General features: G+C 41.5%; 23 protein-coding genes and 1 pseudogene. 11 read left to right on the forward strand and 13 right to left on the reverse strand.

Annotation, left to right across the window (positions count from 1 at the left end; genetic code table 11):
* Positions 1-55: 55 nt before the first annotated feature.
* From AC5JMK_RS14255 to AC5JMK_RS14290, 8 genes and pseudogenes are all read left to right on the forward strand, one after another.
* A pseudogene (locus tag AC5JMK_RS14255) lies at positions 56-1,354 on the forward strand (IS1634 family transposase); the annotation flags it as partial.
* A 549-nt stretch (positions 1,355-1,903) separates the two neighbouring features.
* The gene (locus AC5JMK_RS14260; RefSeq protein WP_495910405.1) at positions 1,904-2,062 is read left to right on the forward strand and encodes a hypothetical protein; all 159 of its coding nucleotides are present in this window, start codon (positions 1,904-1,906) and stop codon (positions 2,060-2,062) included.
* 61 nt (positions 2,063-2,123) lie between these two features.
* Positions 2,124-2,318: a hypothetical protein gene (locus AC5JMK_RS14265; protein WP_096677173.1), complete on the forward strand. Its 195-nt coding sequence runs from the start codon at positions 2,124-2,126 to the stop codon at positions 2,316-2,318.
* Between the two features lie 50 nt (positions 2,319-2,368).
* On the forward strand, positions 2,369-2,785 hold the full coding sequence (locus AC5JMK_RS14270; protein ID WP_096677174.1) for a hypothetical protein: 417 nt from the start codon (positions 2,369-2,371) through the stop codon (positions 2,783-2,785).
* A gap of 9 nt (positions 2,786-2,794) precedes the next feature.
* Positions 2,795-3,064, forward strand: a complete 270-nt coding sequence (locus AC5JMK_RS14275; RefSeq protein ID WP_096677175.1) for a hypothetical protein — start codon at positions 2,795-2,797, stop codon at positions 3,062-3,064.
* Between the two features lie 40 nt (positions 3,065-3,104).
* Positions 3,105-3,260: a hypothetical protein gene (locus AC5JMK_RS14280; protein ID WP_495910406.1), complete on the forward strand. Its 156-nt coding sequence runs from the start codon at positions 3,105-3,107 to the stop codon at positions 3,258-3,260.
* Positions 3,261-3,435: 175 nt separating this feature from the next.
* Positions 3,436-4,641, forward strand: coding sequence for an IS110 family transposase (locus tag AC5JMK_RS14285; protein ID WP_096677176.1), 1,206 nt, complete (start codon positions 3,436-3,438; stop codon positions 4,639-4,641).
* A 10-nt stretch (positions 4,642-4,651) separates the two neighbouring features.
* Positions 4,652-6,100, forward strand: a complete 1,449-nt coding sequence (locus AC5JMK_RS14290; RefSeq protein ID WP_096677177.1) for a serine/threonine-protein kinase — start codon at positions 4,652-4,654, stop codon at positions 6,098-6,100.
* On the opposite strand, the gene AC5JMK_RS14295 is transcribed toward AC5JMK_RS14290, so the two are convergent.
* The 7 genes from AC5JMK_RS14295 to lgt all read right to left on the reverse strand — a co-directional run bounded on the left by AC5JMK_RS14295 (position 6,057) and on the right by lgt (position 11,708).
* Positions 6,057-6,890, reverse strand: coding sequence for a S1 family peptidase (locus AC5JMK_RS14295; protein ID WP_096677178.1), 834 nt, complete (start codon positions 6,888-6,890; stop codon positions 6,057-6,059). The genes AC5JMK_RS14290 and AC5JMK_RS14295 overlap by 44 nt on opposite strands.
* A 6-nt stretch (positions 6,891-6,896) precedes the next feature.
* The gene (locus AC5JMK_RS14300) at positions 6,897-7,040 is read right to left on the reverse strand and encodes a hypothetical protein (protein WP_495910407.1); all 144 of its coding nucleotides are present in this window, start codon (positions 7,038-7,040) and stop codon (positions 6,897-6,899) included.
* Between the two features lie 152 nt (positions 7,041-7,192).
* Positions 7,193-8,257 carry a dual-specificity RNA methyltransferase RlmN gene (rlmN, locus tag AC5JMK_RS14305; RefSeq protein WP_096677179.1) on the reverse strand — a complete coding sequence of 355 codons (1,065 nt, stop codon included), beginning with the start codon at positions 8,255-8,257 and terminating at the stop codon, positions 7,193-7,195.
* A gap of 412 nt (positions 8,258-8,669) precedes the next feature.
* Entirely contained in the window at positions 8,670-9,023 is a 354-nt protein-coding gene (locus tag AC5JMK_RS14310) for a phenylpyruvate tautomerase MIF-related protein (protein ID WP_096677180.1), read from the reverse strand.
* A gap of 119 nt (positions 9,024-9,142) precedes the next feature.
* The gene (locus AC5JMK_RS14315; protein ID WP_096677181.1) at positions 9,143-9,622 is read right to left on the reverse strand and encodes a flavin reductase family protein; all 480 of its coding nucleotides are present in this window, start codon (positions 9,620-9,622) and stop codon (positions 9,143-9,145) included.
* Between the two features lie 200 nt (positions 9,623-9,822).
* Complete coding sequence (gene cobM / locus AC5JMK_RS14320) at positions 9,823-10,614, reverse strand: precorrin-4 C(11)-methyltransferase (RefSeq protein ID WP_096677182.1); 792 nt, start codon at positions 10,612-10,614, stop codon at positions 9,823-9,825.
* A 236-nt stretch (positions 10,615-10,850) separates the two neighbouring features.
* Positions 10,851-11,708, reverse strand: coding sequence for a prolipoprotein diacylglyceryl transferase (lgt, locus tag AC5JMK_RS14325; protein WP_096677183.1), 858 nt, complete (start codon positions 11,706-11,708; stop codon positions 10,851-10,853).
* A gap of 391 nt (positions 11,709-12,099) precedes the next feature.
* On the opposite strand from lgt, the gene coaD reads away from it, so the two are divergent.
* Both coaD and AC5JMK_RS14335 read left to right on the forward strand, forming a co-directional pair.
* On the forward strand, positions 12,100-12,615 hold the full coding sequence (gene coaD / locus AC5JMK_RS14330) for a pantetheine-phosphate adenylyltransferase (RefSeq protein ID WP_096677184.1): 516 nt from the start codon (positions 12,100-12,102) through the stop codon (positions 12,613-12,615).
* A gap of 65 nt (positions 12,616-12,680) precedes the next feature.
* Positions 12,681-13,250 carry a hypothetical protein gene (locus AC5JMK_RS14335; protein WP_096679149.1) on the forward strand — a complete coding sequence of 190 codons (570 nt, stop codon included), beginning with the start codon at positions 12,681-12,683 and terminating at the stop codon, positions 13,248-13,250.
* 434 nt (positions 13,251-13,684) lie between these two features.
* On the opposite strand, the gene AC5JMK_RS14340 is transcribed toward AC5JMK_RS14335, so the two are convergent.
* The 3 genes from AC5JMK_RS14340 to AC5JMK_RS14350 all read right to left on the reverse strand — a co-directional run bounded on the left by AC5JMK_RS14340 (position 13,685) and on the right by AC5JMK_RS14350 (position 17,508).
* Positions 13,685-14,497 carry a carbon-nitrogen hydrolase family protein gene (locus AC5JMK_RS14340; RefSeq protein WP_096677186.1) on the reverse strand — a complete coding sequence of 271 codons (813 nt, stop codon included), beginning with the start codon at positions 14,495-14,497 and terminating at the stop codon, positions 13,685-13,687.
* A gap of 250 nt (positions 14,498-14,747) precedes the next feature.
* Positions 14,748-16,634 carry an ATP-dependent zinc metalloprotease FtsH2 gene (gene ftsH2 / locus AC5JMK_RS14345; RefSeq protein WP_096677187.1) on the reverse strand — a complete coding sequence of 629 codons (1,887 nt, stop codon included), beginning with the start codon at positions 16,632-16,634 and terminating at the stop codon, positions 14,748-14,750.
* 376 nt (positions 16,635-17,010) lie between these two features.
* Entirely contained in the window at positions 17,011-17,508 is a 498-nt protein-coding gene (locus AC5JMK_RS14350) for a hypothetical protein (RefSeq protein ID WP_096679151.1), read from the reverse strand.
* 452 nt (positions 17,509-17,960) lie between these two features.
* Between AC5JMK_RS14350 and AC5JMK_RS14355 the strand changes: the two genes are divergently transcribed.
* On the forward strand, positions 17,961-18,776 hold the full coding sequence (locus AC5JMK_RS14355) for a DUF1838 domain-containing protein (protein WP_096677188.1): 816 nt from the start codon (positions 17,961-17,963) through the stop codon (positions 18,774-18,776).
* A 59-nt stretch (positions 18,777-18,835) separates the two neighbouring features.
* Here the strand turns inward: AC5JMK_RS14355 and AC5JMK_RS14360 are convergent, their stop codons facing one another.
* From AC5JMK_RS14360 to pheT, 3 genes are all read right to left on the reverse strand, one after another.
* Positions 18,836-19,252, reverse strand: coding sequence for a hypothetical protein (locus tag AC5JMK_RS14360; protein ID WP_096677189.1), 417 nt, complete (start codon positions 19,250-19,252; stop codon positions 18,836-18,838).
* 206 nt (positions 19,253-19,458) lie between these two features.
* Positions 19,459-19,728 carry a YciI family protein gene (locus tag AC5JMK_RS14365; RefSeq protein WP_096677190.1) on the reverse strand — a complete coding sequence of 90 codons (270 nt, stop codon included), beginning with the start codon at positions 19,726-19,728 and terminating at the stop codon, positions 19,459-19,461.
* A gap of 81 nt (positions 19,729-19,809) precedes the next feature.
* Complete coding sequence (gene pheT / locus AC5JMK_RS14370) at positions 19,810-22,245, reverse strand: phenylalanine--tRNA ligase subunit beta (protein ID WP_495910408.1); 2,436 nt, start codon at positions 22,243-22,245, stop codon at positions 19,810-19,812.
* Between the last annotated feature and the right edge of the window lie 100 nt (positions 22,246-22,345).

The following is a 22,345-nucleotide window of genomic DNA, read 5'->3' on the forward strand; positions in this document are numbered from 1 at the left end:
TCTATACTAAACCGTTTAGTTTGCACTTCGTGACAGCTTCCCGATATTTACCCCTTTTAGTGTCAATCATCAACAAGGAGAATCGCCAGAAGAAAGTCTACTACGTCATGGGTATTCCAAAGACTTTCGCCCAGACTTGCTGCAATACCGTCAGATGTTGGCAACCCTCGACCCAATGGGAATGCCATTGGTCAGCGCTACCCTTGAAGGTAATGGAGCTGATGACCCATTGTATTTCCCCACTTGGCAAAAAATGGCGCAAGTCATTGGGCACAAAAAATTTGTCTTGATTGCTGATTGTAAAGCAGGCTCGATAGCAACCCGCGCTCAAATCGCAGCAAATGGGGGTATTTACTGTGTTCCTGTACCCATGAGTGGGCAACATCCCCAATATCTTAAGCAATGGGTACTTGATCCACCAGCAGAGACGGTGTCCATTCGTTTACCGCGACAAAATGAAGAAGAACCTGCTGTGGGAAAGGGCTTTGAAGTGGAGTTAGGCAAGTTTTGGTTAAATGAAGAAACCAACAAGTGGGTACTTTGGCATGAACGATACTTAGTAGTTTATTCCCAAAGCCTTGCAGCATCTACTATCCGTGGTCAACAGCAACGCATTCAGAGAGCGCTTTCTGCTCTGGATAAATTAGCAGCCAAACCAGGAGAGGATCGGGGGGAACTTACCCAGAAAGTCGAAAACATTCTCCAGCGCTATCGTGTCAACGATTTTTTCTCAACCACTATTATAGAAGAAATCATCAAAGAAACTCGCCATATCGGACGGGGACGACCCTCAAAAAACTCGACCACTGAGGAAGTTACGAAGATCTGTCTTCAACTTCATATCCAGCAGGTTGATACTGCCATTAAGCTTTCAGAAACCCTGGCTGGATGGCGATTGTATGTCACCAACGCCCTGACCACTCGACTGACCCTACCACAAACTGTCATGTATTACCGGGATGAATGGCTCTTGGAGCGTGGGTTTCACCGTTTTAAAAGAGGTTCTTTGCCCGCCTTACCTATTTACTTCCAAAATGAAGACCGAATCACTGGCTTGATGTTCGTGTTGAACATAGCTTTGCGCGTATTTACCTTGATGGAGTTTGTGGTACGGCTGGCTCTTGAGGAAACTCAACAATCTTTAGCTGGTTTTTATGATGGCAATCCAAAGCGAAAAACCAATCGCCCATCTACCGAACGAATACTTAAGGCTTTTTGCAATTTAACTCTTTATTTTCTTCCTGACTCTACCATCTTCATCACTCCCTTGTCCACGCTACAAACACAAATTCTTTCCTTAATGAACATGCCTGAGTCCCTTTATCAGGTAGATTCAGAGTACTGCAAGACATAATTACGTCTTACCCCGATAAAATCAGCCCTCCTTGACAATAAGACACGGAATTGAATGTCCCATTTCAACATCAACTTTAACTGTGTATTACACCGCAAGCTGAACTAGAAATCATGCTTCTCATCCATGTATTACACCGATGCACCGGGACTCTTACAGTCTTTGGGTCTGAATCTCGACTCTCCATGTATTATATGGAAAAATTTACCTTTGTTTATCCGTGTAATACATCGTTAAGCTGACAAATCCTGACCCAAGTATTACATGGTATCACCACTATCAGATCCACAATCACGTTGAAACCTTACACAGTAAGGCATTAATTCCTTTTACCTTTAAAAATGAGCGAACGTACAGTGCTAGGGGTTAATGGTCAGTTATTGGTTATCAGTCATTAGTCAACGGGCCGCATCGATGCCCGTCAGAATCTTGCGTCGTTTCGTGAGGAGGGATTGATCAAAGGACTGCTTGAATGTTTTCTATTCAAAACGTGCCAGCAGTGGCACGGGATAGACACTGTTGGCATTTTTTCAAAACCAAATCATAAATATGGAACACTACGCCAAAGCTTGTTGGCGTCGCTGGTATGCGGCGTTTCGCATTACCAGACGGCACAAAGCCAACTACATTATCTCTTGGCCAGAGTACTGGCAGCTCAAAAAACAGGACTTAGCTTTTTATCGAGGTAGCGGGAGGGGGAAAAATTAAGCGACCGCACATCAAGAGCAAATGCGATCGCAACTTTTAAGAATGCTAGTTGTAATTTACCATGACCCTCATTGCTTGCCAAACCCCAAGCGCCGGATGGGTCAACCTTGCCCACGTTAGGCAACTCAAATATAAGCGCGATCGACAAGGGAACCTAATTTTAGCTGTTGTATGGAGCAACGGCGATAAACAGGTTTTCACACGTGATAACGCTGCAACCATCATCCAGGCTTGGCGTCAGGCTATTCGGACATAGCGCTCTAGCTGCATCTAAAGCGTCACCTTTCTAAAACAGGAAACTTAACAATGAGAAAATCCAAATGGTTAGCTTTAGGCGTCGCTTTTGCTTTCGCCGGAGTTAATTTTACCAAACTAGAACCAGTCAAAGCAAATCCAGCATTACTTGCCCCCGCAGCGCCCCTATGTGCAACAGGAGTTGGAACCGTCGTCTGTGCTGTTGTGGGAGCAGTAACGATTGGAGGAATTGTTTATTACGTCGTCAACCAAGGAGGGAAAAAGAAAGTAATTGATCATCAGGGTAATACTCTGATGAATATTGAAGATTTTGTGGTGAAACGCGATGAAGACGACGGTAGAGAATATGTGGAGGTTAACACAATCGAAGAATGTAAATTGGTCAAACCAGCTATTGGTAGAGACGTTCAGAACTGGAAGCTAAAAAACGGCAAAGTCAGATGTATGCTTTTCGGTGTTGATAAATAAGGAGATTAAATGACTACAGATTTAAAGTTTTTCTACAGCAAGTTTTACCTAAATGGTAAACAGATCAAAACTTCAGAAATTGAAGGCTACACAAGCAATTGTGAACCATCACAACTGATAGGTGAAACCAAATTTAACGACTACACTATTGAGTCGATTGATCGTGTTTTGCCAAATGATGCCAATGCTGCTGAGTTTGATGAATGCTCCAAAATCATCAAGTATTCGCCCGATGAAATCTGGAGAATTCATCTCAAAGAGAAGCAGATAGCCGCATAGATTTGGGTGCGTTGGCGAAGCCTCCCGGAGGGAAGATCGCGTGGGTGCATTTACGCGATCGCACAAGCATAATTTAACAACAACTATCATAAACCGCTTGATGAGCCGGTTGACTCACCGGCGAAACGACGGGCCACCACCCGCTCGTCGCGGTCTGAGTCCAAATCAGTTCGCCAGCACTACAGCAGCAGTTTAGGGCTTTTAAGGTGAAACAAGCTTTGTATAGCTTTCTTACATTCTTAAGCTCGACTGCTGTAAGTAGATGCTAGTTCCATCCCTGTGGGCAAAGCCCTTGAGAGTGAAGCAGGCTAATTGCGCCTTCGGGTGATTCAAAGGCTACACAGGGATTTATCAACCAACGAACCACCCAGATGGAACAAAATAACTTGAGAGTACTGGGACTTGATGTTAGCAAGTCCTCAGTTTCGGCTTGCTTGTTAACAAGCAAACCTGATGATCCACGTCAATTTTATTATGAGTGTCCGTTTTATCGCTTTAGTGCCAATGCAAAAGGTATAAAAGCATTGCTAGCACTCAAGCCGGACATAGCTGTTATGGAACCAACTGGTGTAAATTATGCCAAGTTGTGGGGAACACACTTAGCCCGTGCTGGCGTTGAAGTGCGTTTGGTTGGTCACAAGGAGCTAAAAAATTATCGAGCTTATCAACTAGCATTGCCTGATAAAGATGATGATGCTGACGCCCTAGCCCTTGCCTGCTATTGCTTTGATTATTTAGGTGAGCCGCGAAGATTTGTACAAATCCGTGATCAGGTTGTTACCAGAATCCGAGAATTAATTCTACGCTTGGCACACCTTAACCGAGTTCAATCACCAATTATCAATCGCATTCGTCAAGATTTGACTTGGCAATTTCCAGAAGTTGCATCAACGCAATCACAACGCTCAAAAAGTGGACAAGTCCCCTTACTTTGGGGTTGGCTATCGGGTGAACGTACTTCGGTTCGCTACGACAATTTATACTCTCAAAGTGTGGGATTGGGGATTACTGAAACTGTTCGCTATCATGCAAAACGCTTGTGTGACCTTCAACGAGAGGAGCAAGCTATTGAGGATGAATTAAACCAATTGCTGACTGACTCTCGGTTTCAACCATATCGACAGGTTTTTCAAAAGTTTGGTTTTGGCTCACGCTTGTCTGCTGTTTTGCTCTCCCAGATTTACCCAATTGAAAATTACCTCGATGCTGACGGTCAACCAGAAGTTAAAATCTGCAAAGGCAGAGTTTCCAAAAAACCAACCAAGCGTCATTTATCAGAGCGTCGATTTCAAAAAGCTTTGGGCTACGCTCCCTCGTTAAATTCTTCTGGTGATAGCCACCGTATTAAAATTGTCGGTGGTTCCGACTTATGCCGTATAGCGCTTTGGCAATGGGTTTTCACTCGCATTGAGCCAAAACGTAATCGCCTCAAAAATGAAATTGGGGAACTACTTGGAGGTCAACTAGACTCTGAAAAAGCTGCTGGTCGTCCTGTAAAATTAGTGCGATCGCGGATTGCTGCAAAAGCTGCTAAATTGTTATTCAGGGAATTAATCAAAACCCTAATTATTAATTAGAGTGAATGTAATGTCGGGTCACAAGCTTCGTGGACGTTACCAAATTGTCCAACAATTGGGATCAGGAGGAGGATTTGGGGCTACTTACATCGCCTGTGACACTGATCGCCCAGGTAATCCTAAGTGTCTGGTTAAGCAGCTAAAACCAAGAACCAACGACCCAAATACTCTACAGATAGCACAACGCTTTTTTAAACAAGAAGCAGAAATTCAAGAAGAATTAGGCAATAATGATCAAATACCGCGTCTTTTAGCTTATTTTGAAGAAAATCAAGAATTTTATTTAGTACAAGAATTTATTGAAGGTCACGATCTCAGGCAAGAACTACCTCCCTTAGCTGATAGACTCAGTGAAGCCGAAACGATTAAGCTCGTGACGGAAATTTTAGAAGTTTTGGCCTTTGTTCATCGCCAAGGAGTTATCCACAGGGACATCAAACCTGCTAATATCATGCGAAGGTTTGACGGGAAAATAGTCCTGATTGATTTTGGTGCAGTTAAGAAAGTAAGAGGTTTGGAAGTTAATCAACAGGGACAAACTGTTACAGTTGCAATTGGTACTCTTGGTTACATGCCAAGTGAACAAGCAGCTGGCGAACCGCAATTTAGCAGTGACGTCTACGCCGTCGGAGTCATTGGTATCCAAGCTTTAACAGGTATATATCCCGATCCTTCCCAAGGAAGCAAACTCCCAAGAGATCCCCAAACCGGAGAAATTATCTGGCGGGACCAAGCCCACGTTAGTCCTGAGCTAGCTGATATTTTAGATAGAATGGTACGTTATCATTTTAGTGGACGTTATCAGTCAGCAGAGTCAGCATTAGAAGCACTGCGACAAATCTCAGACAAAAATATTGCATTTAAACAGAAAATTAGTTCTTTTGCATCCCCTTGGAAATGGTTATTTCCTTTAGGAATAGTTGCAGTACTTGTTAGTGTAGTTGTGGGAATTTGGCCTGGAATTTGGCCTGGAATTTGGTCTGGAAAGAAACAAGAAAAATTTCTACCTTATGAAAACAGCGAATATCAAATCAAAATCAAATATCCAGAAACTTGGCAGTTACAAATAAAAGACATTAATGCTGGAGGTGTTACTGAATTAGCAACAATCATCTCTCCTAAGCAAAATGACACAGATAGATTTCAAGAAAAAATAAATATAGAAATTGAGGAATTCTCAGGAACATTAGCTGAGTCTAAAGAATTATTTATTGATGAAATTAAAAATACTCTGCCAGATGCTCAAATCATTAATATGAGTTCAACTACTTTGGCGTTCAAACAAGCAAATCAGATAATTTACACAGGTAAAAATGGAGATATTGAGTTAAAAAATCTGCAAATTTGGACTTTAAAAGGCGATAAAGCATACATAATTACCTACACAGCAGCAATTGATGATTATGATGAATTTATCAATACTGCAAATGAAATGATTCATTCTTTTGAGATTGATTAGATAATTGACTAATCTTTCTTCTAAAAGAAAATTTTTCCGTCGGTACAGCCCAACTAAGGCGAACAATCTGTTCATGCAATTTTTGATCTGCTTGGGAACCATCACTATACACTGAAGGAACATCCCACAAAGGGTATGCGTGCATTCCATTCACACCCACCACTTCACCTTGATGATTGAGGAGTGGCCCTCCACTCATACCTTTTTGAATATCATTAGTGTAGCCAATTTGATAGCCACCTTCCAAAGCCTTCGGTAATTTTAGCGTTATCTTACCAGTTGTAAACGTAAAGCCTTTTTCTTTGCCTTCATCTGCATAGGGAAATCCAGCAGCAAACACTTCATCACCGATGGCAGGGTTAAAAGCAATAGATGCTACAGTATAATTTTTGTCTGAGCTACGAAACTGTAATATTGCTAAATCATTTGTGCCAAATTTGACGTTTTTTGGCAAATTCGCAGACCAGATCCGACCATCCGGCGTTTGAATCCGATACGGAGGATCATCGGCACGCAATACGTGAGCATTAGTTATAACTGTATAAACTGAATTTTGTTTTTTCAGAATAATTCCTGAACCTAAAAATTCTTTTGACATCACTTTCACAGTAATAACTTGAGCATGACGCCGTATTTGCTCTATTGACAAGCGTTTAGTATATGTATTATTTCTTACTTCGCAATTCATCTTGACACATTCAGCAGAATATTTGAGATATACTGCTGATGCACAAATTACTAATAACATGCCAGTAGCAAGTGTCACTGGCTTGAGTTTGTGCCATTTCATTTGCCACTACCCCTTTTGATGGGGGTTGGAAACTTTACCTTGTGCATAAGTTGGCTGATCAGCGATCGCACTTGTAGTGACTCTCGCTAGAGAGGTGATTTGAATCCCATTAATTTTGGTCAAACCTTGATTAAATAATCCCAGCTTCACAAATAAAATCTTGATGGTGAAATGTTGATCCTAACATTGGTGAGTATTATATCTACTTACCACCTGAAGTTACAACATTTCGGAATAATGGTCACATATATTCAGTAATAATCAAATGTTTTGATCAATCTTTTGTAAAGATAATAGCAACTCTACTGCTTATCCGCTCGTAATTGTCCGCAAGCAGCATCTGCTTCTAAACCACGAGAGTAGCGTACGCTGACGGCGATATGGTGTTGTTTGAGGACTTTGACAAAGGCTTGAATTTGATCACGGTTGGGGCGTTTGTAGTCAACTTCGGAAATGGGATTATAGGGAATTAAATTAACATGACTTTGGAATCCCCGTAATCTTTTTGCTAGTTCACTGGCGTGTTCTGGCAAATTGTTAACACCAGCAAGCAGAATATACTCAAAAGATACTCGCCGTCCTGTGATCTCGACATATTCCCGACATTCGGTGAGTAAATCTTCTATTTTGTAGGGATGGGCGCTGGGAATGAGTTTTTCCCGCAGTGTTTGATTAGATGCATGTAGACTCACCGCTAGGGTAACTTGCAATTTGTTTTGAGCAAACTGACGGATGCGATCGCGTATTCCTACAGTAGAAACTGTCATGTTACGCTGTCCAATCCCCACATCTTGATTTAGAGATTTGATTGCAGCTAGGACATTATCTGTATTTAGTAAGGGTTCGCCCATACCCATAAATACAATATGGCTCACCCGTTGCTGAAAATCTTCTTGGACTGTCAGCACTTGATCTATAATTTCATGATGCGCCAAATTGCGCTTGTAACCACCTTTACCAGTAGCGCAGAAATCACACGCCATTGGACAACCCACTTGAGTAGAAATACAAACTGTTAGACGCTTTTCTGTAGGAATACCGACAGTCTCAATAATAAATCCATCTGACAGTTTTAAAAGATACTTGACAGTACCATCAGGGGCAACTGAGCGGTAATGTATAGTAGAACGCCCAATCGGAATTTCCGCAACTTCTGCGCGCCATTGTTTAGGAAAAACAGAGATATCAGCAAGCGATCGCACTCCCTTGTTATAAATCCAATCATGCAGCTGCTTACCTCGATACCCTGGTTGTCCCTGCTGTTGCACCCAAGCAGTTAACTCCGTCACAGAAGCACCTAGCAACGGAGGAATTGTTATTTTTTGATTAGGTGAATCAACCTCAGATACAACAGGCGTAACAGACATAATTAATCACAATTTGATGCTGGCATATCTATGTTATCTCAAGGTAAAAGTAATAAGTTAAAAATCAAAAGAAAGAATTTACTCCTGCAATAATTAATATAGCAATCCTAATTGATTTGTGAGAATCACAGAGCTTAGATCCCCGACAAATTCTGCGAAGTCGGGGATCTTTAGGAATACTATAGCGGTTCTCATTTGAATCAAATACACCGCCATGAACAATGTAGAGACGTTACATGTAACGTCTGGGCGCAGCGTATTGCACACAACCGAGAAGCGCTATATATGCAACATCAAAACCGGGTGCTAGAGAATTTATTTTCAACACCCGGTTGGAGATAAGGTTATTTATTTCAAAGTTGAAATTACTTTCAAAACGAATTGTCTACACAAATTAATTAACGGCAAAATTTTAACCAAAAGTCGTACTATTCCAGCCCCACATATAGCCTTTGGCGTCGTTAAACTCGATATAAATCCTATTTTTTGGTATCCCTAATGCTTGATTAACTTCCTGACAAAAATCTTGACTCATTACCTGAGTTTGCTCAGGCTTCATTGTACCAACACTTTTAATTTCTACATAACAAACAGGATCTGTATTTCCAGCAAATGTCATCGGAATTTCTGCTTCAAAAGCTGTCATCACATAGGATTCTGGTTTACCAGTATGCTTGGCTAATTTCGCTGAAAGATTTTTTAGCATTGCTTCAATTTTAGCTTTTTCGGGTGCAGAAACAGAAGTTTGAACTTTGATCAAAGGCATAACACAAATTTTGGATTTTAGTTGATTGTTGATTATTTTTCTATAAACTATTAATTATTTTAGGGGCGAACAGCCGTACTGTAGGAGAAGCCGCTCCGCATCTACGCCCCTATTAACTACTAACCACCATACTGCCAACCTGTTGTTTCCAGTAGTAGCTGTTTACCTTCACGATGCACACCAGCAGCTATTACTTCACCTACAAATACAGTGTGATCACCTTTCATCACTGCATCAACAACTTGACATTCAATATATCCCAAAGAATCAGAAATAACCGGACAGCCTGTTTCGCTGAGATAAAATTCTACATCCTCAAATTTATTGCCAACACGACGCATCTGTTTGAAAAACTTTTGTGCTATGTCTTTTTGTCCTTCGTCCAAAAAACTAATTGTAAATACCCCACTGTTTTTAATCATCTGATGAGAAATAGAATTTTGGTTGACACAATTTACAACTAATGGGGGTTTAAATGAAGCCTGCATTAACCAGCTAGCTGTGAAACCATTGATTTCTTCCCCGTCTTTAACACCACAGATATAGAGTCCGTGGGGTATTTTCAACAGCATGGTTTTTTTTGCCTGTTCGTCAAGCATCGGTTAATCTACCTAATATTTTTTCTACACTGCTAAGTCTAACGAACAGAGGTAACTGTAGTGCATATATATTTTTATGAAGAGAATAGACCTCTTGCAAAAGGTATAATTGCTATGAATTGGGGTGCATCTTTTAGGGTAAGGGGGAAAAGATTTTTCAATTCCCTTTATCCTTACCCAAGTTTCTACCAAAAGTTTTGTTATTCTTGAGAGCGGAATAGATGAGTATGTTCAGGATGATATAGGCGCGATCGCCCAATACCTTGTTTGAGTGCAGGGCTAATCACATAGAGTGTGGTACGGGTTAAATTTTCTTGATGAGTACAATCAGCCATTTTGTCAAGAGAAACCACCAAAATTTTTTCATCAGGCCAGCCCAGACGATAGCAAATAGCCACAGAGGTATCAGGTGGGTAATGTTCTAATAATTTGGCTTGGGCTGCTTCGATATGACGCGAACTCAGGTAAAGACACAGACTAGCTTGATGTGCAGCTAGAGAAGTTAATTCTTCTTTTGCAGGAACCTCTGTGCGTCCACTAATTCGTGTCAAGATGATTGTTTGCACCAAACCAGGAACCGTGAGTTCTACTTTGAGTTTTGCAGCAGCAACCTGAAAAGCACTGATCCCAGGTACAACTTCAAAAGGGATTTCTGCTTCAGCCAAAAGCTGCATTTGTTCTTGGATAGCACTATAGAGACTGGGATCACCAGAATGAAGACGGACAACAGACTGATGCGATCGCACTCGTTCTATCATCAGTGGCAAAATCTCTTCTAAAGTCTTGTTTGCAGTTGGAATAATTTCTGCATCTTGGCGACAAAATTGCAAAATTTGTTGAGGTACTAAAGAATCAGCAAATAAAATTACATCAGCCGCCATTAAGATTTTTTGCGCTTTAATTGTTAAAAGTTCAGGATCTCCAGGTCCTGCTCCGACAATATACACACATGATTTTAATATTAAACAGTTATTTTTATCACTATTATTCATAGAATCATATAGAATAATTACGCACAACAAATCAGATAAATAATAAAAAAAAATTTTTTTTTGAGATTTTCTCAGTATCTTTCCGGATCGACTCTCCCTATCTAGTAGAGATGAATGGTAGATGCACCCTGGTTAAGCCCTAGAGAAAACTCTGGGGCATTTTTTATTTTTGGTCATTGGTCATTGGTTATTCTCCCTATCTTCCTTGTCCCCCTTGTCCCCAATCCCCAATCCCCTCACTCTTGGGAAGTTGAAACTACATCTGGTAATCGACGTTTAGCAATATATAGCCAAGCTAAACCACTCAATCCCAAAATAATGCCGATTAAACTTACCACTTGTGCGATTCGCAATGGTCCAAGCATTAAGCTATCAGTTCGCAAACCTTCAATCCAAAGGCGTCCCAAACTATAAGTCAACAAGTAAACCATAAACAAAGTACCCGTTTTTAAACGTGGTTTACCCCGCAGACCTCTAAAAAATAATGTCATCAACAAGGCAAATACCATTAAATCCCACAGTGATTCATACAGAAATGTGGGATGAAAATATTCAAAATTAGCTAAGTCTGGGGGACGACGTTCTGGAGGAATATAAAGCTTCCAGGGTAAATCGGTAGGCGCACCAAATGCTTCTGAATTAAAGAAATTTCCCCAACGTCCAATCGCCTGCCCTAAAATCAGCGAAGGAGCCACTAAGTCTGCCAATTGCCAAAAAGACATCCGTTTGAGTTTGGCAAAGATTAAAGCAGCTAACAGACCTCCCAGAATCGCCCCATGAATAGCAATACCCCCTTGCCAAATGGCGATAATTCGCTCTGGATGTTGAGCGTATTCTGGCCATTCAAACAAAACATAATACAGTCTTGCTGCTGGTATTGCTCCAATCACTAGCCAAATTGACAAATCGCTTAATAACTCTGGATTCACATTACGGCGTTTTGCCAAATACTGCGAAAGAGTCACGCCAATTAAGACTGCTGAAGCAATTAACAAACCATACCAACGGATAGTGATTGGCCCTAGTTTGACAAAAATCGGGCCAGGAGATGTAAATAGAAACGCCAAGGGCAAGGCGGAAATATCCAATGCCATGCGGAAGTACCTAAAAAACTTGGAATTTAAAGTGCTGAGTTTTAAATTGTTAGTAGTTAGTTCTTTAGTTAATGGTTGTTTGTTGATGGTTAGGACAAGCAACTACCAACAAACAACAGACAACTACTAACTACTAAAACTACAGCTTAGATTCTAAGTCTTATTAGCTCCATCAGAGAGGAAAAAACATTTTCCCAGTGTTTTGTTTATGGCTTGAGCGTCTTGAGCAAAAAAAGTTTGGCGATCGCTGTTGTGCTACCTCGACAAAAACAAAGCCAGCCGTATTTGTGGCGTATGAGTAAAATCTCTAGCAAAAATAAAAATTACCTCTGTTGCTCATAATCTGTGATTAGATATAATCACCTAAACAACTGTGAGGCATCGTTAAATTGTGATTGCCATTTATCCAGGAAGTTTCGACCCCATTACCTTGGGACACCTAGATATCATTCAGCGTGGTAGTCGGCTATTTACGAAGGTGATTGTTGCTGTATTGCGAAATCCTAATAAAACGCCACTGTTTAGCATACAAAAAAGGCTGGAACTGATTCGTTATTCTGTCAAGCATTTACCCAATGTGGAAGCTGATGCTTTTGATGGTTTGACAGTCAATTATGCTCACATGCGGGAAGCTGCTGTTTTACTGCGGGGGCTAAGAGCAATTTCGGACTTTGAAATTGAGTTACAAATGGCTCATATCAATAAAACTCTTTCCGTAGATATAGAAACTGTTTTTCTGGCGACATCAAATGAATATAGTTTTTTAAGTAGTAGTGTGGTAAAAGAGATTGCAAGATTTGGTGGCTCTGTTGATCATCTTGTTCCCCCGCACGTTGCCCTGGATATTTACCAATGCTACGCCCAAAACCATCCCGTATCGAACCAAGTCAAGACGGAAGCAATTTAGCCCGACCAGAATTCAGCGATGGAGTACCTGAAGAAGCTATGCGAACGGGAAGCATAGATATTCAAATGGAACTCAATCGTCTGGAAGAAATGATTCTCGCTAGCTTTCACATTCCACTGACGCGACGGACGTTAGTTGATGAAGAAAAGCTGCTTGACCAGCTTGATTTTATCCGAATGTGCTTGCCAACTGCTTTTTCTGAAGCAACAGATATGTTGCAACACAAAGAAGAAATCTTGTTGCAAGCAGAAGAGTACGGACAGCAAATAGTAGAAGCCGCACAAGCTAAAAGAGCGCAAATATTAGATGATAGCGACATTCTCAGACAAGCAGAACGGGAAGCCGCAGAACTACGGCAACAAGTGCAACAAGAATGTAATGCAATGTTACAAGACACTCTCGAAGAAATTGACCGTAAACGCCGCCAATGTCAGCAAGAATTGGAGGAAATGCGACGAACTGCGATCGCAGAGGCTGAAGCCATCGAACAGGGTGCAGATGACTATGCTGATAGCGTTCTAGAGAATATCGAAGAACAGCTTCACGATATGTTACAAATTGTTAACAAAGGCAGAGAACAATTGCAACCAAACTTACCACCAGCACGAAATCCCCAATTCCCGAAGAATGGGTAATGAATAAATAAGTAGTCGCACAAAATTAAATTCATTCGTGGAGACAGGCAATAGGCAATAGGCACTCTTAGAAACAAGATGTGTAATTAATTCTGTTTAAATACTTAATAACATTCTTCACAATGGGTATGTGCGTGTAAGGGTGTAGGGGTGTAGGAGGAACTGACAAGTATAGGTTTTTAATCAAGCAATGAGTGATGACTGTAAAACTAACGGAATAATCATCGTTTTATAACCCTTACACCCTTACACCCCTTGGACAAATAAGAGCAAAACTGGGCAACCTTATATATTTTGCCCACATTTAATATCTAGGAGTGGAGGTGGCAGCAAGGGGGTAAGTAGAGTGGAATACAATTCATTCTCTAATCAAACCCCCTTGCTGCAAAGGTTGCCCAGTTTTGCATACTGAAGAGTGAAACCCTAAAACTGTCTTAAAATATTCGATGTTCCAAACTAGGCATTTGACGGCGGACTTGTTCTAGCCGTGATGGTTTAATTTCGGCGATCGCAACTCCTGGTTTTTCTCCTGCATCAGCTAAAATCACTCCCCATGGGTCGATAATCATTGCATGACCGTGGGTTTGACGGCGGTTGTAGTTGAGTCCGGTTTGGGCTGGCGCGATAATATAACTGGTATTTTCAATAGCACGGGCTTGTAGTAGCACTTGCCAATGATCTTTGCCCGTAAAAGCAGTAAAAGCCGCAGGAACAAATATCACATCTACTCCCTTGGATGACATATGGCGATAAAGTTCAGGAAAACGAACGTCGTAACAAACAGAAACTCCAATATTACCTAGTAGTTCATCAGAATAGATAGAAGGTAGTTCTGTACCAGCCATGACTGTGCTGGATTCTCTGTAAGTATTGCCATCAGGAACATTGACATCAAATAGATGTACCTTTTGGTAACGCAATAATTCTTGGGCGTTGCGGTCAACAAGTAAAGCTGTGTTGTAAACTTTGCCTGTGCCTTCTACAGGAATGGGAAAGCCACCACCTAAAATGGTAATTTGATAGCGCTGGGCCATCGTTTTGAGAAATACTTCTGTTTGATGTGCGATCGCGTCGGCTTGAGCGAGTTTGTCCTTCTCTTCTCCCATATAGGGAAAATTTTCAGGTAAGCCCACCAATTCAGCACCCTGACGCACTGCTAAATCAATTAATTCCTCTGCTTGTGCCAAGTTTTTTTCTAGATCAGACACACTGGTCATTTGAATAGCAGCAGCTAAATAAGATTTCATAAGAAATTAATAGTTAATCGTTAACAATCAAAAATCAACAGTTGTTAGTGAACAGTTATCAGTGATCAGCGATGTATTCCTTGAGTTTATTGTCCCCCAGCAATTGGTGGTAGGCTAGGTATTGGTGGCGGGTTTAAATCCCCCACGATACGCCTGATAACTGATAACTAATAACTAAATAAATATCCCCATGTTCTTTATTTATAAACATGGGGAATAAAAAATTATAAACTTAAAAACCTAACGAAACCTAGAGAATAGGTGTAAATTGAGGTTTTTCGGGTACAACAGTGTACTCAGCCACAATCTGACGGAATTGTTCGCCGTCGATGGTTTCTTTCTCGATCAATAGATCAACTAAACGATCCATAAGAGTGCGATTGTCACGCATAATTCCCTTGGCGTTGTTATAACACTCTTCAACAATGGAGCGGACTTGAGCATCGATCCGACATGCGATCGCTTCCGAATATTCAGAACGAGTCATCCAGTCTCGACCCAAGAAAACTTCTCCTGTCTGGCTTTCTAAGGAAAGGGGGCCTAAATCAGACATTCCGAAACGTGTTACCATTTGCCGAGCCATGTTGCTCACTTGTTGCAGGTCATTTCCAGCACCAGTGGTAATTTCATCTCGCCCAAAAATCACATCTTCGGCAGCACGACCACCCAAAGCACCTGTAATTCTGGCTTTGATTTGAGAGCGAGTAATCAAACCCATTTCTTCAGAGGGAGTAAACCAGGTCAAACCCTGTGCTTGTCCCCGTGGAATCAAGGTAACTTTTTGTACTGGGTCATGATCTTTGAGGACAGTTCCCACCAAAGCATGGCCAATTTCATGGTAGGCAATTAAACGCTTGCTCTTACTATCTACCAGTGGTGTTCCTTCCATACCAGCAACAACCCGATCCACAGCATCATCAATTTCTGTGAGGGTGATACCTTCTTTACGACGTCTGGCAGTGAGAATCGCAGCTTCGTTGAGGAGATTGGCTAAATCGGCTCCAGTGAATCCAGGAGTACGACGAGCGATCGCATCTAAAGACACGCTGGGATCTAGTTTCTTGTTACGGGCGTGAACTTTCAAAATTTCCAAACGCCCTTTAATATCAGGTGCATCAACAGTTACTTGTCTGTCAAAACGTCCGGGACGTAACAACGCCGCGTCCAATACATCAGGACGGTTGGTAGCAGCAATAATAATGATCCCAGTGTTACCTTCAAAACCATCCATTTCGGTCAGTAGCTGGTTGAGGGTTTGTTCCCGTTCATCGTTACCACCGCCAATCCCAGCACCCCGTTGTCTACCTACCGCATCGATTTCGTCGATAAATATGATACATGGAGCGTTGTCTTTGGCTTTTTTGAACAGGTCACGGACACGAGACGCACCCACACCTACGAACATCTCGACAAATTCTGAACCAGAGATACTAAAGAAGGGAACCCCTGCTTCTCCAGCAATAGCTTTTGCCAATAAAGTCTTACCAGTTCCTGGAGGGCCTACGAGCAACACTCCCTTGGGGATACGAGCGCCAACAGCAGTAAACTTTTCTGGCTGTTTGAGGAAGGTGACAACTTCTTGGAGTTCTTCTTTTGCTTCTTCAATTCCTGCGACATCGTCAAATTTAACTCCAGTTTTGGCCTCCATTTGAAAACGAGCTTTAGATTTGCCAAAGCTCATTGCTTGACCAGGGCCACCAGGCAAGTTGCTGGAGCGACGGAACAAAAAGAACAATCCAGTAATCAACAATATTGGAAAAATAAGATTTCCTAAAAGTCCCCAGATAGCACCGTCATTACGCATCGGGTGGGCATCAAAACTCACTCCTTTATCTTTGAGCTTGGTAATTAGCTCAGGAGCGTTAATAGGCAGATCAACTCGTACTCGTTGAACACGGTTATCGAGATCTGGATCTACAGCTTCCACAATTGCTGTTCTGCCGCCTTCATAAAAATCTACATTAGTAACGCGATTGGCGTCTAAATATTCTAGAAAGCGACCGTAGGTCATACGTGTACTGGCTGTGTTTCTACCCATATCCGCAGGAGCGCCAGCAAATGCACCCTGCCAAAAGAAAAAGCCAATTACCAAAGCTGGCAATGTCCAGAGAACTAGGACTCTCCAGGAGAATTTCATCTTGTTTTGCCTCTAGATGCCGATATACAACTAATTAGCGATGTGATTCCCACAAGCTCGCTATGAAACGGATATTTATAAATCCATTTTGTTTTATCAGTTATCAGTTACTCAGTTACTCAGTTACTCAGTTATCAGCGCTGTCTCTGATTGGATTGTGTATACCTAGCCAACAAATTGGATAACTGTTCACTGTTTACTGTTCACTGAAACTTTAACGCGATGGCACAGCCATGACGCTAAAAAGAATCTTAATTAAATTTAACTTAATTTTAATACAAACCATTAAAAAAGAAAGTCTTGGCTTCTCCCTGGGCTAAAGCTACAGGGATTCTAAACTGTTGCTACACAGGGGGCTAACTTAGCTACTTGAAATTTATTTTGCTTCTGTGACTTTCAAAGTATAAGGAAAATACTCATCTCTGTTGTACGAACCAACCCAAATCTTATAAGTTCCAGGTAGCCATTCGCCAACTATACCAGGATTTTTACCATCAAAATCGTCATTGCACCAAGTACCACCGGGGCCATTGATAATCAAGGTTGTGTCCTCCGGACTATCTATTTGCAGCTTTAAGTAATCGAATTTTTTTCCTAACTCAAGCTGATGATCTGGTTTTTGATCAACAAATCCCGTACATGCTCCTGTAGACGTTTCTTTTTTGGTGACAACCTGATTTCCTGGTAATGAACCCCCACTCATCCCACGAACCTCAAAAGGATCTGGAAAAAATTTGGGGCTAATACTGACATCACCAAATATGGGTGGTGGTGTTTCGTCAGCAAATGCTACAGTTTTTACTACCGATGCGATCGCAATGCTGGCAATAATAAACGAAACTTTTATTCCCAAATTTCTTAATTTTCTTGGCATTTTCATTAGATGATTTTCTAAAAATTTCTCAGTGTTATTAGTGACACTAATTTTACATACCAAGTTCCTAAAATGAGGGAAATTGCTCAGGTATCGAAAATATAGACGACGAATAGAATCTTGATGCTCTGGTTTGTCATATTCCCTTACTCAGCTATGACGATAGGTGCAAAACTCCTATCTTTTATGTAGGAGATGTCGCACCAATGGCAATTAAATGTGCCGTTTTCATGGTAAAATTACCAACAGTGGAGAGGTAATCAACCATTTTAAAAACCCGATTACTACCTAACATGTAGACGCTGTACCTTGACAACTGAATCTAGAGGGTTCTACTTCATAGTTCTAGTATCGCTTGGAAGTAAGTAAAAGATTCACATTTGGGATGCTCCCCGAAAATGAGCGATAGCGAAATTTTTGCACTCAGGAGAGTGTCAATAAGGAGCCACAAAATGGTCGCCGAAATTCAAGAATTAGAAGCATCGCACTGGGTGAAAACTCGTTCGTCCCTTGATATTGCCGAATCAAGCTTTTTAAGCTGGACAGGTAAGATATACGCTTTTGTTCCCGGTGAAAAACGCACACTCTTATTTAAAATGGTCGGTATGAGTGTGAGCCGATGCATTCCTACAGAAGTAGGTTGCTGGGATTTTACCTCAAGAGAATTGACTTATTACCTCAACCCTGAAACAGAAGAGATTTTGCATAAATGGGATAATCCTTGGACGGGGGAAACAGTCCCAGTTATGCACGTCGCTAATAATCCAGTACAAGGTCATTTTAAAGGCAAGTTTCCAGCGCAGATAGATGGTGAAAGTACAACTTTTGTATTTGATATATTTCCTACTTATCCTAACCCCTTAATAGAAGATGCTAAATTAGCTCAATATACACCTCAGACTACTTATCAAGCAGCAGAGTTATTTAAAATAACCGTTTCCACCACAGATTTATTTAATTCGGAATTAACTTCAGTTTCTCAATTGAGATTAAGTTGGGATCGGATTGGTCAATGGCTACCCTGGATGAAAATGGGCGATCGCTCTGGTTATCTGATCTATAGTGCTTATGGTAGCAAAGTGCAAGGCTTCGATGCATTACCCCAACTGCTCAAAGATGAAATAAATACTCGCGTCCCTTTATACAAAAATGCTCCGAAATCCTTTTTGGATGTCGAAGACATGACTTCTTGGCTATACTTCCAACAACATTTTGCCGCTTATTTAGCTGGTGAAAGATTTCCTCTACCAGCCACAGAAGAAGACTGACAAAAATTTACCAATTTGATATTGGCGCACGGTTGTGCGCCTGTGCAATAATCTCTAAATTACTGCCTTTTCCCATTGGTGAGAACATTAATGGCTCCACCTGCGGCTGCACCATCAACTGCATCACCAAGAACATGTCTAGTATTACCACGAAGAATTGTACCAGTTACTGCACCTGCGGCTGCACCAACTCCTACATCTTGAACCACGTTACGCTTTTGACGGTTTTGGTACTGACGTCGTGTACCATGAACAGCGTTGACAGCCGCACCAGCCGCCGCACCCTTCACAGCATTGTTAACTACAGAACCACGTCCTCTGACAGCGCCAGTTACTACACCAGCACCAGCTCCAATACCGAGGTCTTGTAGTATGTATTCATCAGCAGAAGCAGGTTTAGCAGGGACAAAGCTAGCACCAACTAAACTTGTGGCTAGTAAGCCGGGTAAAAATGCGCGTTTAAAAATCTTGTTCATCTACTTTCCTTCTCAACTAAACATCAGTGATTAAAAATAGTCAAAGTTGAGATAGTTGTGTTTGACCATACTTTTAGTCTAGGCAATTGCAAGTTTTTTTGCATGAAAAATCTTTCTTGATTACCGTACAAAAAAGTGAGGTAATGAAAGATATCAAAATATTATTGCATCTTTTATACTTGCACCTTCTGCCATTTGCCTGAGATTTAGAATGCTTGAATCCACTCTTTGATAGAGTATTCAGTCCAAATTCCGTTTTGCCAGTAGGGGTCATTTTCTACTAATTGGCGTACAGCATCTTCGTTCTCGGCTTCGTAAATACCAAAAACTTTTGTTAAATCTTTGGTGGGACCAATAGTAATTAGGACACCAGATTCTTTTTGTTTTGCTAATCTATCTAAATGGGCTTGACGGTAAGGAGCGCGTTTTTCGAGGACATTTTCACAGTAAATCCCCCACATGATGTATTTTGTCATATTTTGTTTATTTCTAAATATTGTTAGTAGCTAGTGCTTAGTAGATAGTAGGGGCGTAGACGCGGCCCTACAAATCAATTATTAACTTCTCAAAGCAACACCAAATTTTTCAACCAATGTATCACGGACTTTTTGATGCACAGGTTCAACTTCTGCATCAGTGAGGGTGCGATCGCTTGCTCGATAAATTAAGCGGAATGCCAAACTCCGTTGTCCTTGCGGTACGTGTTCACCACGATATTCATCAAACACTTGTACAGATTCGAGTAAATCTTTACCTGCTTTGGTAATTGCTTTTTCAATTTCAGCAACTGTCACCTTTACAGGTGCAAAGAAGGCAATATCTCTGTCTGTCGCTGGATAGGTAGAGTAAGGTTTGAATGTGGGTACGGCTATTTCATCTTGATCTAATGCATCCAATAGCACATCTAAATCTAATTGAAATACGTAAACTGCTTCTGGCAAACTTCTTTCGTGTCGCAGTTGGGGATGTAACTGCCCAAAGATACCAAGTCTGTTACCTCTAGTCCATAAAGAGGCGGTTCTACCTGGATGTAAACGCTCGTCACGGCAATCTGGTTGATATTCTACCTCCAAACTCAGGCGCTGAAATACACTATCTAAGCTGCCTTTGGCTTCATACCAAGTCAGATCTTGTTCGCGTCCACTGCTGATCCACTTACTAGATCTGCGATCGCCTCCCAAAATCCCCGCTATAGCGTCTGCTTCTTGCAATCCGGTTTCTTCTTGCCAGAAAATGCGTCCAATTTCAAAACCGTTGAGCGCCCCATTACCTTGTTCTAAGTTATACACAAAAGCATCTATTAACCCAGATATTAAGTCTGTGCGTAGGGCTGAATACTCTACAAATAAAGGATTTGCCAGCGCTATTTGTCTATCTTCTCCTGACTTGACTAAGGAGTAATGCATTAGTTCTGTCAAACCTTCTGCTCGCAAACATGCACGTAATTGACGCAGTATTTCCACATCAAAAGGCAGATAGCCAGCTTCTGACTTTTCTGGCAGGGTGTCACAGAAACGATTGTAGCCATAGAGGCGGGCAATTTCTTCAACTAAATCAATTTCCCGTTCTAAGTCACGGTAACGGTAGGGCGGTACTGTAACTGTCCATTTGCGCTCACCAGCAGAAGTCAGTTGACATCCTAATGCAGTTAGGGTACGCTCTACATCTTCAGCTTGTAGTTCTGTGGGTTGTTCACCGGAATCAACAGGCCCCAACACCTGATTCACTCGATCTAATCGTAGTTCGATAGAACGTGTCCAAGTCGATGGATCGGGGCGGGTGTCGGAAATTTCTTGAGTCGCAAGATTTCCTTGAGCAAGTTCGGTAATCAAAGTCAGGGCGCGACGTGTGGCTATTTCCAACCCAGCGCTATTTATACCTCGTTCGTATCGAGCTGAAGATTCACTTCTTAAACCCACACTTCGAGAAGAACGGCGAATCGCTACGGAATCAAATAGGGCTGCTTCTAATACCAGGTTTTGTGTACCTGCATGGACTTCGCTGTCTTCGCCACCCATCACACCAGCCAAAGCAACAGGTTTATCGTTGGCGGTAATCAGCAAATTTTGGGTGGTGAGAGTACGAGTTTGTCCGTCTAGAGTTTTGAGGGTTTCTCCAGCATTAGCAAAGCGAACACCAATGGCTAGCTTTTCGCTTACGGCGATGGAAACAAGGCGATCGCGATCAAATGCGTGTAGTGGCTGTCCCCATTCTAACAATACATAGTTGGTAATATCCACTAGATTATTAATTGGTCTGACTCCCGCAGAGCGTAAACGCTGTTGTAACCAATCAGGAGAGGCAGCAATTTTTACCTCTTCAATCACTGTACCAATATAGGCGAGGCAAGCTTGCGTATCAGCTACTTTAATAGCCAAATTTCCTGCACCTTGGGAAACTGAAACTTCACTAGGCTCACGAATAGTTATTTTTGCACCTGTCAGAACTGCAACTTCCCGCGCTATACCTACCATACTTAAAGCATCAGCACGGTTAGCAGTCGCAGTCACATCTAAAATTACATCATCTAAACCCAACAAAGGACGCACATCGCTACCCAATTGCAGATTCTTTTGGGTAAAAATATGAATTCCGTCTACATCACTTGGCAAACCTAGTTCCTTTAAAGAACAAATCATACCACTTGATGGGACACCACGCAGTTTTGCAGGTTTAATTTTTAAATCGATATTTGGTAGATAAGTACCTACTGTTGCAATTGGTACATAAATATCTGCCCGGACATTAGGAGCGCCGCAGACAATATTGAGAGTTTCTCCTGTACCAATATCAACTTGACAAACACTTAATTTATCAGCATTGGGATGGAGTTGGCGCTCAAGCACTCTCCCAATCACAACACCATTTGCCCAAGTGCGGCGATCTTCAATATCTTCTACTTCAAACCCTGCCATTGTCAAAGTTTGAGCTAATTCTTCCGGGTTAAGTTTTACCTCGACTAGTTCCCGCAGCCATTTAAGAGAAATACGCATGGAATGTGTGCTTGTGCGAAATCAGATCTGAAATTCAGAATGTAAAGACTATTTTAGAATTAATCGACGAAGTTCCTCATCCATTAGAGTAATCAATTTT

Source organism: Pelatocladus sp., assembly GCF_059505505.1.

Bases quoted from the DNA above. Each gene is read 5' to 3' on its own strand.
- AC5JMK_RS14260 (WP_495910405.1), top strand. From the start codon at position 1,904: ATGGAACACTACGCCAAAGCTTGTTGGCGTCGCTGGTATGCGGCGTTT.
- AC5JMK_RS14265 (WP_096677173.1), top strand. From the start codon at position 2,124: ATGACCCTCATTGCTTGCCAAACCCCAAGCGCCGGATGGGTCAACCTT.
- AC5JMK_RS14270 (WP_096677174.1), top strand. From the start codon at position 2,369: ATGAGAAAATCCAAATGGTTAGCTTTAGGCGTCGCTTTTGCTTTCGCC.
- AC5JMK_RS14275 (WP_096677175.1), top strand. From the start codon at position 2,795: ATGACTACAGATTTAAAGTTTTTCTACAGCAAGTTTTACCTAAATGGT.
- AC5JMK_RS14285 (WP_096677176.1), top strand. From the start codon at position 3,436: ATGGAACAAAATAACTTGAGAGTACTGGGACTTGATGTTAGCAAGTCC.
- AC5JMK_RS14290 (WP_096677177.1), top strand. From the start codon at position 4,652: ATGTCGGGTCACAAGCTTCGTGGACGTTACCAAATTGTCCAACAATTG.
- AC5JMK_RS14295 (WP_096677178.1), bottom strand. From the start codon at position 6,890: ATGAAATGGCACAAACTCAAGCCAGTGACACTTGCTACTGGCATGTTA.
- rlmN (WP_096677179.1), bottom strand. From the start codon at position 8,257: ATGTCTGTTACGCCTGTTGTATCTGAGGTTGATTCACCTAATCAAAAA.
- AC5JMK_RS14310 (WP_096677180.1), bottom strand. From the start codon at position 9,023: ATGCCTTTGATCAAAGTTCAAACTTCTGTTTCTGCACCCGAAAAAGCT.
- AC5JMK_RS14315 (WP_096677181.1), bottom strand. From the start codon at position 9,622: ATGCTTGACGAACAGGCAAAAAAAACCATGCTGTTGAAAATACCCCAC.
- cobM (WP_096677182.1), bottom strand. From the start codon at position 10,614: ATGAATAATAGTGATAAAAATAACTGTTTAATATTAAAATCATGTGTG.
- lgt (WP_096677183.1), bottom strand. From the start codon at position 11,708: ATGGCATTGGATATTTCCGCCTTGCCCTTGGCGTTTCTATTTACATCT.
- AC5JMK_RS14335 (WP_096679149.1), top strand. From the start codon at position 12,681: ATGGAACTCAATCGTCTGGAAGAAATGATTCTCGCTAGCTTTCACATT.
- AC5JMK_RS14340 (WP_096677186.1), bottom strand. From the start codon at position 14,497: ATGAAATCTTATTTAGCTGCTGCTATTCAAATGACCAGTGTGTCTGAT.
- ftsH2 (WP_096677187.1), bottom strand. From the start codon at position 16,634: ATGAAATTCTCCTGGAGAGTCCTAGTTCTCTGGACATTGCCAGCTTTG.
- AC5JMK_RS14350 (WP_096679151.1), bottom strand. From the start codon at position 17,508: ATGCCAAGAAAATTAAGAAATTTGGGAATAAAAGTTTCGTTTATTATT.
- AC5JMK_RS14355 (WP_096677188.1), top strand. From the start codon at position 17,961: ATGGTCGCCGAAATTCAAGAATTAGAAGCATCGCACTGGGTGAAAACT.
- AC5JMK_RS14360 (WP_096677189.1), bottom strand. From the start codon at position 19,252: ATGAACAAGATTTTTAAACGCGCATTTTTACCCGGCTTACTAGCCACA.
- AC5JMK_RS14365 (WP_096677190.1), bottom strand. From the start codon at position 19,728: ATGACAAAATACATCATGTGGGGGATTTACTGTGAAAATGTCCTCGAA.
- pheT (WP_495910408.1), bottom strand. From the start codon at position 22,245: ATGCGTATTTCTCTTAAATGGCTGCGGGAACTAGTCGAGGTAAAACTT.